This window comes from Arminella tubonensis, assembly GCF_003240585.1.
In the GTDB taxonomy this organism is placed as follows: domain Bacteria; phylum Pseudomonadota; class Alphaproteobacteria; order Rhizobiales; family Rhizobiaceae; genus Rhizobium; species Rhizobium tubonense.
Map to the genome: position 1 here is coordinate 66,604 of NZ_PCDP01000019.1, position 13,353 is coordinate 79,956.

General features: G+C 59.6%; 13 protein-coding genes. 9 read left to right on the forward strand and 4 right to left on the reverse strand.

Annotated features, from left to right (window positions below; genetic code table 11):
* Positions 1-2: 2 nt before the first annotated feature.
* Complete coding sequence (locus CPY51_RS06675) at positions 3-1,385, reverse strand: FAD/NAD(P)-binding protein (RefSeq protein WP_111159507.1); 1,383 nt, start codon at positions 1,383-1,385, stop codon at positions 3-5.
* Positions 1,386-1,685: 300 nt separating this feature from the next.
* Here CPY51_RS06675 and CPY51_RS32735 point away from each other — a divergent pair, with 300 nt between their 5' ends.
* Together CPY51_RS32735 and CPY51_RS06680 are read left to right on the forward strand one after the other, a co-directional pair.
* Positions 1,686-1,862, forward strand: coding sequence for a hypothetical protein (locus CPY51_RS32735; protein WP_195909441.1), 177 nt, complete (start codon positions 1,686-1,688; stop codon positions 1,860-1,862).
* A gap of 111 nt (positions 1,863-1,973) precedes the next feature.
* Complete coding sequence (locus tag CPY51_RS06680) at positions 1,974-3,044, forward strand: LLM class flavin-dependent oxidoreductase (RefSeq protein ID WP_111159508.1); 1,071 nt, start codon at positions 1,974-1,976, stop codon at positions 3,042-3,044.
* 211 nt (positions 3,045-3,255) lie between these two features.
* Here the strand turns inward: CPY51_RS06680 and CPY51_RS06685 are convergent, their stop codons facing one another.
* The gene (locus tag CPY51_RS06685) at positions 3,256-3,897 is read right to left on the reverse strand and encodes a GntR family transcriptional regulator (RefSeq protein ID WP_111159509.1); all 642 of its coding nucleotides are present in this window, start codon (positions 3,895-3,897) and stop codon (positions 3,256-3,258) included.
* Positions 3,898-4,084: 187 nt separating this feature from the next.
* Here CPY51_RS06685 and CPY51_RS06690 point away from each other — a divergent pair, with 187 nt between their 5' ends.
* From CPY51_RS06690 to CPY51_RS06720, 7 genes are all read left to right on the forward strand, one after another.
* Entirely contained in the window at positions 4,085-5,509 is a 1,425-nt protein-coding gene (locus CPY51_RS06690) for a M20 family metallopeptidase (RefSeq protein ID WP_111159510.1), read from the forward strand.
* Positions 5,502-7,187 carry a M28 family peptidase gene (locus tag CPY51_RS06695; RefSeq protein ID WP_111159511.1) on the forward strand — a complete coding sequence of 562 codons (1,686 nt, stop codon included), beginning with the start codon at positions 5,502-5,504 and terminating at the stop codon, positions 7,185-7,187. The genes CPY51_RS06690 and CPY51_RS06695 overlap by 8 nt, the downstream gene beginning before the upstream one ends.
* A 74-nt stretch (positions 7,188-7,261) precedes the next feature.
* On the forward strand, positions 7,262-8,116 hold the full coding sequence (locus CPY51_RS06700; RefSeq protein WP_111159512.1) for a transporter substrate-binding domain-containing protein: 855 nt from the start codon (positions 7,262-7,264) through the stop codon (positions 8,114-8,116).
* A gap of 94 nt (positions 8,117-8,210) precedes the next feature.
* Positions 8,211-8,930, forward strand: coding sequence for an ABC transporter permease (locus tag CPY51_RS06705; RefSeq protein WP_111159600.1), 720 nt, complete (start codon positions 8,211-8,213; stop codon positions 8,928-8,930).
* Positions 8,930-9,655, forward strand: a complete 726-nt coding sequence (locus tag CPY51_RS06710) for an ABC transporter permease (RefSeq protein WP_111159513.1) — start codon at positions 8,930-8,932, stop codon at positions 9,653-9,655. The genes CPY51_RS06705 and CPY51_RS06710 overlap by 1 nt, the downstream gene beginning before the upstream one ends.
* Before the next feature lie 5 nt (positions 9,656-9,660).
* A complete protein-coding gene (locus CPY51_RS06715) occupies positions 9,661-10,428 on the forward strand; it encodes an ABC transporter ATP-binding protein (RefSeq protein ID WP_244598508.1) in 768 nt (255 codons plus the stop codon).
* A 33-nt stretch (positions 10,429-10,461) separates the two neighbouring features.
* The gene (locus tag CPY51_RS06720) at positions 10,462-11,319 is read left to right on the forward strand and encodes a transporter substrate-binding domain-containing protein (RefSeq protein ID WP_111159515.1); all 858 of its coding nucleotides are present in this window, start codon (positions 10,462-10,464) and stop codon (positions 11,317-11,319) included.
* 147 nt (positions 11,320-11,466) lie between these two features.
* On the opposite strand, the gene CPY51_RS06725 is transcribed toward CPY51_RS06720, so the two are convergent.
* Both CPY51_RS06725 and CPY51_RS06730 read right to left on the reverse strand, forming a co-directional pair.
* Entirely contained in the window at positions 11,467-12,579 is a 1,113-nt protein-coding gene (locus CPY51_RS06725; protein WP_111159516.1) for a 3-deoxy-7-phosphoheptulonate synthase, read from the reverse strand.
* Positions 12,579-13,106 carry a hypothetical protein gene (locus CPY51_RS06730; protein WP_111159517.1) on the reverse strand — a complete coding sequence of 176 codons (528 nt, stop codon included), beginning with the start codon at positions 13,104-13,106 and terminating at the stop codon, positions 12,579-12,581. The genes CPY51_RS06725 and CPY51_RS06730 overlap by 1 nt, the downstream gene beginning before the upstream one ends.
* Between the last annotated feature and the right edge of the window lie 247 nt (positions 13,107-13,353).

Genomic DNA, 13,353 nt, shown 5'->3' on the forward strand with positions numbered 1-13,353 from the left:
CTCTATGCGCTATGCGCGCTGAGCGCGCGCTTGCATTCATCAGTCCAAATCTTCAAGGCTGAAGCAGCAGAATGGCTCTGCACGACAATTTCCGGCACCAGATCGATGTCCGGAAGGCTACCGATACCAAGCGGGCCCATGGCAAATAGTCCCTGAAACTGCTCGTGTGTGCCGATCGCCCTACCACTGCGGTCAACGAGAATACCCAGATCAACCTCATCGCGCCTTATGAAGCCCTTGTCGAACAGCGAGTGGAATAAGGGTGAATTGATATCGGCCGGCCGAAAACGGCAATCTATCAGTCGGTCGGCGGACATAACCTCCAAGCCTGATGGGCCGGAAAGGAGGACGCCATTTGTCGCTATGCGCTCTACCTTTCCCTTCCTCACCGAAATTTTACCCTGCGCGATTGCCTCATTCAGCCGCCTGTAGTGATCCGGCGGCAGGCGATTGCGATGGCTGTCGTATATCGCCCTCACGTGGCGCTTGAAACGGCTGCGTTCGGCCGGCGTCAACACCTGCCAAAGATCGCGAGCCCGCGAACGGAACCCATTCATGATGCCCTGCCAGCCGGAGCCCTCCGCGTCCGCGATTTTGGCAGCCTCGCGAAGGAAACGGAACGCGCCTCGCAGCGTACCAGGGAAAGGCAGATTGGAAGCCACCGGCCCAACGGCCGCGCGCGTATGCGATTGCGGCAGGAAGCCCGAAGCGGAGATCAGGGTGACATGAGCAGCTTCTTCGTCCAGTAGCCTCAGTGCCCGATCAACTGCACGAATTCCGCCGCCCATCACCAACACGTTGCGAGCCAATGCCGGCGCGGGTGCCACGCTCTCGGTGCAGCGCACGCCATAGCCGGTCGCCAGGAACACAGCATCCACGTTCGTGTTCCGCTGGTCCGCAGAGGACAAAGTGAATCCGTTGTCTGGATGCTGATCAATGGAAATCACATTCTCGAGACACACTTGAACCACGACATCTGTCCGCTCTCTCAGCGCTTCGGAAAATCGGCGGTACACGTAGGCGCTGAAGACTTCTCCCGGTACAAACGAATGCTCGATACCGACATCGTCCGATGCAGGACGATCACGCCACCTGTCATCCGCTTCCAGCCACTTTTGAAAATCGTCCACCACGTCCGGGTCGATCGAAAGGTCCCTGACACGGCTGTTCAGCAGACTTGCCTGCGACTGGCCCGCCGCCTCGCCACCGTCAATCTTGGGGCTCGGATCAAACATCAACAGGTGGAATGGCCGATCGAACCCCTTTAGCAGCGCGATCGCCGCCATCATTCCCGTAAATCCTCGACCAACAATCCCGATCTTTACGAGATGGCTGCGATCGGTCGGGTTCAGCGTGTTCGCAGAAGGTGTTGAGATAAATGTCATCGGTCAGTTCCCTTTTGCGCTAACCCGCACTTTTACCAGGTTGGGTTTCGTTGGACCTGCAATCCGTTCGATCCGATCAATGCAGCCTGGTTGCCTCCACAGATTTTCCACTCTGCACATGGTGACCAACATTGTCTATCGAAATTATAGATTACTGTCGCGGTCATTTCCGAACGGATTTTCTCCTTTTGAGTCACTCATCCGAAGAAAATAGCTCTACAAAGCCTCTGTCCTCCCCGACAATGCGCTCAACCGAAACCTTGGAGCGTAGTGTATTGCTCGCAGCATGGGGTAAACGAGATGAGCAAGCTACGTCGTTTTCTCTGGCTGGCATCGCTTCGCGACGATCTTGAAACCAGACTGCTTCGCGAGGAGCACCGTTGGTTCTTCAACGACGATCATGTCGATGACGGCAGCGAAAGCGAAATCCGTTCCAGCTTGTCAGAAGTTTCGAGGCAAATGTCTTCTTTGCGGTAGCGATTTGCCCGGCTGGCAGGGGCTGGTTTGCGGCCGCGGGCTACTTCGCCCGATAATCAACCTCAAGGGCGGCAGCCAGGGCCGCCAGACATCCCACGAGGCTTACGGCTCTTGAGCAGAAACTCCGAATTTCTTTGGTATATCCCAAACGATGTAAAGTCCGGCCACCGAGGCGATACCGCCGGTGAAAACCATAACAGCTTGCAGGCGCTGACGGCCCAGGCGAAGGCGCTGGAAGACCACGGATGGAACGGCGCGCTGATTGGGACCGGCTGGGGCCGCCCCGACACATTCACCGTCGCCGCCTGCCTCGCCGCCCAAACCATTGCTTTCGAGCCCCTCATCGCAATTCGCCCAGGCTATTGGCAGCCGGCAAATCTCGCTACAGCAGCGGCGACGCTGGATCAATTGACCGGGGGACGTGTGCGGATAAACATCGTTTCCGGCCAGGACAACCTGTCTGCCTATGGCGACAGCGAGGGAGATCAAGCACATCGCTATGCCCGGACCAAGGAGTTCATGCGGCTGGTGCGCAGGTTGTGGGTAGAGGAGAACGTTTCTTTTGCCGGCGAGCACTTCGGTGTGGTCGGATCAACCGTCATCCCGCGCATTCAGGCGCGCGGCGACCGCCTGCATCCGAAGCTTTATTTCGGCGGCGCCTCGGAGGCGGCGGAACAGGTGTCCGCCACCGAGGCCGACGTCCAGCTCTTCTGGGGCGAACCACTGGACGGCCTCCGCGAGCGGATCGAGCGGCTTAAAATCCTGAGCGTGAAACTGGACCGCGACCACCCTCCGTTGGAGTTCGGTCTGCGGATCACCACGTTGGTGCGCAACACCACTGAGCAGGCCTGGGCCGATGCCGAGATAAAAGTCGCGCAGATGGCTAGACGCAACGGCGAAGGCTGGAACGATCATCGTCAGGCAGTCGCGGTCGGTCAGCGACGGCTGCTGGATCTGCACAGGCACGGCGATGTGCTCGATGAAAACCTCTACACCGCGCCAGGCAAATTCGGCGGTGGTGGGGCCGGTACGACATGGCTGGTCGGCTCAGCTGCGGATGTTGCCCGTTCGCTACGCAGGTACGAGGATCTCGGCATCAGGCACTTCGTGCTCTCCGACACTCCCTATCTTTCGGAACTCAAGCGCCAGGGCGATCAACTACTGCCGCTACTGCGCATTTGATGCCGGAGCAGAGTTGTCATCGCGCACCCGCCTGCTGTCCACTGTCACGACGGCTCCTTCCCTTTGCAACGACGCCCGCTTGCTCTGCGGGGGAATATGATCTCGTCGTACAATGGATGCTCGGCAATTTCCCTCAGGCACTCAGCACTATTTACCCGATCAACACCGCAGCGCAGTTCGCCCGCTTGAACTCTGTCTTGCCGAAGCACACTCACGGCTGCCGGATGTGAAGTTCGACGAGCCGCTTGAAGTCGGCGGGAGAGCGTTTCTCAATCGCATCGATCATCATGTGATGCTCGCGGCCCGATTGCTCGATACGGGCGCGTGTGCGCCATTGCGAAACCGGTGCGGACGAGGTTCGCTGACGGATCTCGGTGACAAGGTCGACGAGCTCCTGGTTTCCACCGAGCGTCAAGAGCTCCCGATGGAACGCGAGATTGGCCTCGTAGAGTTCGAGAACGGTACCCGTCAGCGTCATTTCATCGAAATGGCGGGCAAGCCTGCGCAGTCGGGTGATGCTCTCGGCTGAAGCCCGCGAAATGATCGTGTCGGCGACGGCCGTTTCCAAAATGACGCGTATGTCGCTGACTTCCTGCGCCCGCCGACCGTCCGGCTCGAAGACATGATAACCGCGGTTCGGCACATGTTCGACAAGGCGCTTCTGTGACAGGCGATCAAGCGCGCGGCGCACTTCCGGTCTCGTGCAGCCGTAACGGCGTTCGAGGTCCACCTGCTTCAGCCAGGTCCCCGGCGGTAGCGCGCCGGTCAGAATGTCCTGGAGAATGAAGTCGGTCACGTCGCGTGTGACCGCGATTTCATTTGTCTCGGCAGTTCGCTCCTGAACGTCACTCACAATCTTCTCCCCCGAACAAAGCGATCGATACCATGACCAGTTTCGATTCTGTACTCAATTGGCAGCCGCGAAACTCAAATCGCCATGCGCAAAAAATATCCATGCCCATATATTGCGCAATCGATTTTTGTATCTTAAATTGGCGCCAATTTTGGTAACTATGTAGCGCAGGCGATCCTTAAACACCATGAAAAACTCAACGGCTATCTGGGATATCATCGACGCTAAGCGCGAAACCTTTTTCGAGCTTAGCGATCGCATCTGGGACATGCCCGAGACAAACTACGAGGAGTTCCGCTCTTCGTCCGAACATGCCTCTCTGCTTGAGCAGCAGGGGTTCAAAGTTCAGCGCAACGTCGCCGGCTTGCCCACGGCGGTCATGGGCGAGGCCGGCGAGGGTGGCCCGGTGATTGCGATCCTCGGAGAGTTCGACGCCTTGCCGGGCCTTAGCCAGCAAGCAGGCGTTGCCGAGGAGCGTCCGGTTGTCGCCGGCGGAAACGGACATGGCTGCGGACATAATCTTCTCGGTTCCGGTTCGATGTTGGCCGCCGCAGCCGTCAAGGATTACCTGGCGGCGAATGGCCTCAAGGGGCGCGTTCGCTACTACGGTTGCCCGGCCGAGGAAGGCGGCTCCTCCAAGGGATTCATGGTTCGGGCCGGCGTTTTCGACGATGTCGACATCGCCATTTCGTGGCATCCCGCGGCCTTTGCCGGCGTCAACAACCCGATTTCGCTTGCCTGCAACGAGCTGAATTTCCATTTCAGCGGTCGGGCATCGCACGCTTCGGCCACGCCGCACCTCGGTCGTAGTGCGCTCGATGCTGTCGAATTGATGAACGTCGGCGTCAATTACATGCGCGAACACATGCCATCGACGGCGCGTGTCCACTATGCCATCACCGACGCCGGCGGTGCAGCGCCCAATGTCGTGCAGGCCCGTGCAACCGTGCGCTATCTGGTGCGGGCTCGTACCCTGCCCGAGCTACTGAGCCTTGTTGCGCGGGTCAAGAAGGTTGCCGAGGGCGCGGCACTGATGACCGAAACCACTGTCCGCAGCGAAATCGTCAGCGGCGACGCAAATCTGATCGGCAACGTTCCGCTCGAAGAACTCATGTTCGCCCATCTGGAGCATCTCGGGCCACCGTCCTTCGACAGGGCCGACCATGAGATCGCGGCGAAGTTCCAGGAGACTTACTCCAGGGAGGATATCGCCGCCTCCTATGGCCGTTTTGGATTGACCCCGAAAAAAGGGCAGAGCCTCTGCGACACGATCTTTCCTCTCAACGCCGGGGACGGCACGTTGGTCGGCTCAACCGACGTCGGCACTGTCAGCTGGGTTGTTCCGACGGTGCAGATGCGTGGCGCTACCTACGCGATCGGCACACCGGGCCATTCCTGGCAGTTGGTCGCGCAGGGAAAACTGCCGGCCGCGCACAAAGGCATGGAGCACGCGGCAAAGGTCATGGCAAGCACCGCCATCGACTTGATCTGCAAGCCCGCCCTCATCGAGGCGGCCAAGGCAGACCATGAGGCTCGCCTCGATGGAGTGCCCTTCGTCAACCCAATCCCGGACGATGTCGAGCCTCCACTTCCTGGGAAACGCCATGATTGAAGCTGGCCAAGTCCTGCCCGACACAGACCGGTTGATGGCCCACATCCACGAATTCGCCAAGCGGGTTAAGCTGTCCGGTACGCCGGAGGAGCTTGAAAGCTTCCAGTATCTGCGATCGCAGATGTGGTCCTACGGCTACCGCACGGAGCTTCTCTTCCATGACGCGTTCATAAGCCTTCCTGGCCGGGCCAAGGTCGAGGTAGACGGCGTTTCCCTGCGATGCATCACCCATTCCATGTCGGTGTCCACCCCGGCCGACGGGTTGGAGGCTGCACTCGTTTATGTCGGCGAAGGCACCAAAGAGGAGTTTTCCCGGCTGGATGTCGCCGGCAAGATCGTTGTGGTTGACGGCATAGCGACGGAAGAAGTCGCAGCACTTGCGAGCGCCGCCGGCGCGCTTGGGCAGCTGCACATCAGCCCGACTGAACATCTCTACGAAATGTGCGTGTCGCCGGTCTGGGGCAGCCCGTCGCAACACACACGCGCGCAGCTTCCCAAGACGGTCATCTCCACGATCTCCCGCGATGACGGCAAGCGGTTGCGCCGTCGGTTGACATCAGGTGACGTGGTCCAGGCGAGGATGGAAGCCGAGGTGGATACCGGCTGGAGGAAGACGCCGCTGCTTGTCGCTGATCTCGGACCAGAAGCCGGTGCTGACGGCGCGCCTTTCGTCATGTTCTCCGGCCATCACGACACCTGGCACTATGGCGTCATGGACAATGGTGGCGCGAACGCGACCATGCTCGAGGCCGCAAGGCTGCTAGCCGCGCAGAGATCCGAATGGAAGCGGGGCTTGCGCGTCTGCTTCTGGTCAGGCCACTCCCACGGCCGTTATTCCGGCTCGGCGTGGTACGCGGATGAATATTTCGACGAGCTCGACAGGCGTTGCGTTGCGCATGTCAACGTCGATTCCACCGGTGCAGAAGGTGCTACGGTCCTCACCAACTCAGCTGTCATCGACGAGCTGAAATCGGTGGCTGCCGAGGCGATCGAAACCGTATCGGGGCAGAAGCATGCCGGCCGGCGCCACGGACGCGCTGCCGATCAATCCTTTTGGGGTGTCGGCATTCCTTCGATGTTCGGCAGCCTCAGCCACCAGCCGCCGTCGCCTGTGAAGATGCTGACCGCGCTTGGCTGGTGGTGGCACACGTCGCATGACACGATCGACCACATCGAGCCTGAAAATCTGACGCGCGACACCAGCATCGTCCTCCGCGTGCTGCAGCGTCTGCTGACCGCGCCCATCCTGCCATACGACTACGCCGCATACGCCCTAGCGCTTGGTGATCAACTCGTGAAGCTGACCGAACAGTTGGCCGGTCGGTTGGACATCGCTAAGCTCACGGCCGCGACCAAGGAGCTTGAACAGCTGTCAATCTCGGTGCAGGGCGCCTCTGCGACCCTTTCGGGGGACGCAGCCGATCGCGTCAATGCGGCTCTTATGCGAGCATCCCGATGGTTAGTCCCACTCAACTATACAAGCGGGGAACGCTTCCATCACGATCCGGCTTTGCCGCACCTCCCCTGGCCGTCGCTCGCTGGCATGTGGGAATTGGCGAGGCTACCGGCGAGTTCGCCTGACCTCGCCTTCTACACGGTGCACGCACGACAGACGCGCAATCGCGTTGCGCACGCGCTCAGAGAGGCAAACGCTGCACTGAAGGCAGCCCTCGACTAGATCAACCCAAAAAGGGCGGACAACGCCCTATTCAATCCGCCGCCAGCGATGCGACACCACAGGGGAATGAAGCGATGACCAACAACAAGCTATTTCTGACAGTGATTGCCGCAGCACTCGCTTTCGCGCCCGTCGCCGCCAGCGCCAAGGACTGGACCCATGTCAAGGTTGGTATCGAAGGCGCCTTCCCGCCCTGGAACCTGATGGATCCAAGCGGCAAGCTCGCGGGTCTCGATGTCGACCTCATCAACGACCTCTGCGCTCGTGCCAAGGTCGACTGCGAGCTGATCGCCGGCGACTGGTCGGGCATGATCCCCGGCCTCAATGCCGGCAAATATGATCTGATCATGACCCTCGGAATCAACGAAAAGCGCAAGCAGGTGGTCGATTTCACCGTCCCATACGCCAGCGGCGTCGCGAGCTTCCTATTGCTGCAGGGTGGCACTGTTGCGGATCTGCCGAACACAGGCGAGCGGCTGAACCTCAATGACAAATCAGCAGCCGATCCGGTCATGGCGAAGATTGGCGGAGAGCTGAAGGGCAAGACTGTCGGCGTCGTCCAGTCGACCAGCCAGGAACAGCTGATCAACGCCTACTATGGCACCAATGTCGCTGTCCGCTCCTATCAGAATTCCGCTGCCCGCGATCTCGACCTGAAGGCCGGGCGGATCGACGCCGGTTTCGACAGCGGCGTCTATGCGACGACGGCGCTCGCCAAGCCGGGCAACGAGGATCTGCAAATGTCCGGTCCGCTGATGAAAGGCGCGATGCTGGCAACGGAGGTCGCCATCGGCATGCGTAAGGGCGAGACCGATCTCAAGGCGAAATTCGACGCGGCAATCAGAGACAGCGCGAAGGCTGGCGTCATCAAATCGCTCTCGGAAAAGTGGAGCAAGCTCGACCTGACGCCGAACTTCGAGACGAATTGACGACGGTATCCGAACAACAGGATTTTTCCGAACGCAGGATATACGACATGCGATTTCCAACCACCGCTTCCCGTTGCCGCCGATCGGCCGCAAAATGAGCCAACCCGGACTTCTCGACCTTCTAAGCTTTGGGCCCGAGGGCTGGGCACGCGCCCTGCTGGCTGGCGCGTGGATGACAATCCTGATCGCCGTCTCCGGCTATCTGATCGGCGGCATCATCGGGACGCTGGGTGCCTGGGCCAAGCTCTCCGGCGGCCAAACGCTTCGTGTCGCTGCGGATGCCTATACGACTGTTTTGCGCGGTATCCCGGATCTCCTGGTAATCTACCTGCTTTACTTCGGCGGAAGCGCCGCAGTCACATCGATCGGGCGGCTCTTCGGCGCGGAAGGCTTCATCGGATTTCCCGGCTTTCTTGCGGGTTCGCTTGCAGTCGGGATCACCTCTGGCGCGCAACATACCGAAGTCTTTCGGGGCGCCTTCAGGGCAGTTCATCCCGGCGAGATCGAGGCGGCCATCGCGTGCGGCATGCCCCGATGGCTGCGTTTCCGCCGCATCGTCGCGCCACTCACGCTTCGCCACGCGCTTCCGGGCCTTGGCAATGTTTGGCAAGTGGTCTTGAAGGAGTCCGCCCTCGTTTCGATCACCGGCGTCGCCGAGCTACTGCGCCAGGCGCAGGTCGGTGCCGGGTCGACCGGGCTGCCCTTCGAGTTCTACCTGATCGCCGCCGTGATCTATCTCGCAATCTCCAGCATATCGGGCGGTATCCTGCGCCGGGCCGAGCGCCACTTCAACCGCGGTGTCAGGAGGGGATGATGGACTGGGAATTTACCAAGGAAACCTTTTGGAGCCTGGCTGCGGCTGTTCCGCTGACGCTTTCGCTCGCCGCGACCTCGACAATCCTCGGCGCCTTCCTGGCACTGCTTCTGGCACTATCGCGCCTTTCGGGCATCGCCGTTCTCGACTGGATTGCCCGCTTCTATGTCTTCGTCTTTCGCGGCACACCACTGCTGGTGCAGATATTCCTGATCTACTATGGCCTCAGCCAGTTTCCGGCTGTGAGACATAGCCTGTTCTGGCCGATATTTCGCCAGCCCTATTGGTGTGCAGTTCTCGCGCTGACGCTGAACACCGCGGCCTATGCGAGCGAGATCGTTCGTGGAGGCCTGATGTCGGTGCCGCACGGGCAGGTCGAGGCTGCCCGCTCGGCTGGCATGTCCCGCTTCATGCTGTTTCGCCGCATCGTCCTGCCGCTCGCGATCCGCCAGGCCTTGCCGGGCTATGGCAATGAGATGATCTCGATGGTCAAGGCGACATCGCTCGCCTCGATCATCACATTGATGGAAATCACCGGCGTCGCCGCGAAGATCATTTCGGAAACCTATCGCGCCATCGAGGTCTTCATCGTCGCCGGCGCCATCTATCTCGCGATCAACTTCCTGCTCACGCGCCTTGTCCAGCTCGTCGAATATTGGCTGAGCCCGCATCTGCGCCAACCGCCACAAGAGCTTTTGGCGATCACCGAAGGAGATGCCTCTTGAACGTCCTGATTTCGCCTGCCCGGACAGCGCTCAGCGTGAAAAATCTGCACAAGAGCTTCGGATCCATCAAGGTCCTGAAGGGCATATCGCTCGACGCCAGACAGGGCGACGTCATTTCGATCCTCGGTTCGTCAGGCTCTGGCAAGTCGACCTTGCTGCGCTGCATCAATCTGCTCGAAACCCCCGATGCTGGCGAGGTCTCGGTTGCAGGCGAAACAATCCGCATGCAGTCGGCCGCGAATGACAGCCGGACCGCGGACCGCCGCCAGGTGGACCGCATCCGCGCCAGCCTCAGCATGGTGTTCCAGAGCTTCAATCTGTGGACTCACAAGACCGTGCTCGAAAACATCATCGAAGCCCCCATTCACGTCCAGCGTCGACCGCGCGCGGAATGCATCGAGGAGGCGGAAGCGCTGCTTGCCAAGGTTGGAATAGCCGAGAAACGCAATCATTATCCCGCGCATTTGTCCGGCGGCCAGCAGCAGCGCGCCGCGATCGCCCGCGCGCTGGCGATGCGGCCGCAGGTGATGCTGTTCGACGAGCCGACCTCGGCGCTCGACCCGGAACTGGTGGGGGAAGTACTGCGCGTCATGCGGGCGCTGGCTGAAGAGGGACGCACGATGCTGGTCGTCACCCACGAAATGGGTTTTGCGCGCGATGTCTCGAACCGGGTGATGTTTCTGCATCAGGGCGTCGTCGAGGAAGACGGTAGACCGCAGGACGTGTTCGCCAACTCGAGATCCGAGCGCTTCCGCCAGTTCATCGCGAAATAATCAGTACTTCATAAGCAACAAGGGGACAACCGAATGAAACATCTGACCGCATTCCTGAAGCTACTCTGGCTCCTGACGCTCGTCTTCGCCTCCGGAGCGGCCCATGCCGACGACAAGAAATGGACGCATGTCACCATCGCCACCGAAGGCGAATTCCGCCCTTGGAACTTCACCAAGGCTGACGGCACGCTCGACGGATACGAAATCGATCTCATTAAATATCTCTGCGCCCACATGAAGGTGGAATGCACCACCGTCGTACAATCCTTTGACGGCATGATCCCTGCCCTCAATGCCGGCAAGTTCGATGCGATCATCTCCGGCATGTCGGCAACGCCGAAGCGCGAGGAAGTCATCGCGTTCAGCGATTCCTATGGGACGACCGGTCAGACCTTCGCGACCCTGAAATCAGGTGATGTCGCGCAACTGCCGCTGAAAGGCGAGGTCTTTTCGCTGGCTAGCAATGAAGCAGGCGCGGTCGATGCCGTGAAGAAGCTGGCGCCAATGTTGCAGGGCAAGACAATCGGCGTCCAGGGCTCATCGATAGCGGCCGCATTCCTCGACAAATACCTGAAGGGCATCGCAATCATCCAGGAATACAAGACCACGGAGCAACACGACCTCGACCTCAAGGCCGGCCGTGTCGACCTCATCATGGCATCGACTGCCTATCTCTCGACTGCCGCCGCCAAACCTGGCAACGAGGATATGGTCTTGACCGGTCCACGCTTCCAAGGTGGCCTTCTGGGCCGCGGTAGCTCCGTCGGCCTGCGAAAAGGCGACACAGAACTGAAGACCATGTTCAACGACGCAATCGCATCCGCCAAGGCAGACGGCACGATCAAGGCCCTCTCGGACAAGTGGTTCGGCTTCGACGTTACACCGCGTTGATATTGCAACGAATTTCTCCTGCACCTCGGGCGGAGTTTACCCGAGGTGCAGGAGAATGCTATCCGTGCCATTAATGTCGACGGTCGCTTGGGCAAAAGCCTGAGGAGCTTCCGGAGGCAGGTTTTGACCGATGCAACGGCCGCATCTTCATCGCTGTCCGATCCTGCTATCTCGCCGGGATCTCACCGATTGTGCCAGCACTTCCAACACTTTTACGGTGGTCGACCAGTCGATACAGCCGTCGGTGATGCTCTGCCCATAGGTAAGCTCGTGCCCTGGGTCTAAATTTTGCCGGCCGCCGACAATATTGCTCTCCAGCATCGTGCCTATGATGCGCCAATCGTCCGCGGCAATCTGCTTTGCTATTGCGGCAATGACTGCGGGCTGGTTGTCCGGATTCTTTCCGCTATTGGCGTGGCTGGCATCGATCATGATACGAGGGGGTAGTCCTGCTTTCAGCGATTCCGCCGCCGCCGCCGCGACACTCTCCGCATCGAAGTTTGGAACCTTCCCTCCCCGCAGGATCAGGTGGCAATCCTTGTTTCCCGAGGTCGACGCTATCGCTGCGCGCCCATCCTTTGTCACCGCGGGAAAATGGTGGGGTTGCGATGCTGCCGTGATTGCATCGAGCGCAATTTTCACATCCCCAGTCGTGCCGTTCTTGAAGCCGATCGGGCAAGACATTCCCGACGCCAGTTCACGGTGGACCTGGCTTTCGGTCGTCCGCGCGCCGATCGCGCCCCAACTGACGAGGTCGGCGATGTATTGTGGGGTGATTGTATCAAGCAGTTCGCAGCCAGCCGGCAGTCCCTGGTCGTTGATGTCCACGAGCAATTGCCGCGCGATCCGCAAACCTTCCTCGATTTTGAAACTTCCGTCGAGATGTGGGTCATTAATCAGCCCCTTCCAACCGACCGTGGTTCGGGGTTTCTCAAAATAGACACGCATAATGATTTCGAGATCGGACGCATGTCGGCTGCGTTGCTCGTTCAGACGTGCTGCGTAATCCCGTGCTGCAACTGGATCATGGATCGAGCACGGCCCGACAACCACGATCAGCCGGTCGTCCTGCCCGAAAAGAATTTGGTGCACTGCGTCGCGCGCGCCGGCGACTGTCGCGACAGCGGCCGATGAACATGGAACGTCTTCGATGACGCGCGCGGGCGAACTCAAAGGCGTGATTTCAAGAATGCGCAGATCGTCGGTGGCACTTGTCGGCAGGGGTGCGCCCGGCTGCTGTTGTCGAGTAGCGTCGATCATCATTTCCATTCCCAGAGTTGGCGGGTCGCAAGGGGTCGATGGCCGACGATGAATCCAGCCTGCCCGATTGTGCGGACATATGTGGTCGCATCTTCGTCGTTGTTGAGGCCGATGAAAAGCATCTTCATCGACCGCGCCGCTGGCTGGCCCTTCCGGCGGCAGGAAAAACCCACGGCACAAACAGGATATGTCCAATCGACAGTCAGGAGATTTGTGAACTCGCCTTCGCTGAGGTCGGTCGCTTCGCCCGCCACAGCCAGGAATTGACCCAGAGCAAAGAAATGCTCGAACACGCCAAGGGCGGCATCCTCCTTGAGCTGACTGCGCTTCCCGTTCACCGTATCGTTCATATAAAACAGGCTGTCATTCTGGCCTTTGTGCCTGGAGAGGGCATAACTGATCTGAACCTTCCTGAGCAGGATTTCCATCTGCAGATCATAGACCTGAAACGCGTCGGGGTTCTGGCGCAGATCGTCGATCTGCTTTTTCAGATCGACGACGTAGTCTTTGTAGAATGCGATTTCCATTTTTTATCCATGTGGTCTATGCGCTTGGTCGGCGGCTATTGTAGTCCTTGCGGTATCTATCGTCCCTCCTCCAGCCGATGCGCTCGCCATAAATCGACGAATTAGGTCGCGAAAAGGGCGTCAATCCTCACACTGAGGCGCGTGCAACATTGCGCTAAGGAGACGAAACAGCGCGATCAGGTAGCAACTTCCACCAACTAATAGCTGGAATTCAACGCTTTGGGCTGAAACCACCCGCATCATCATC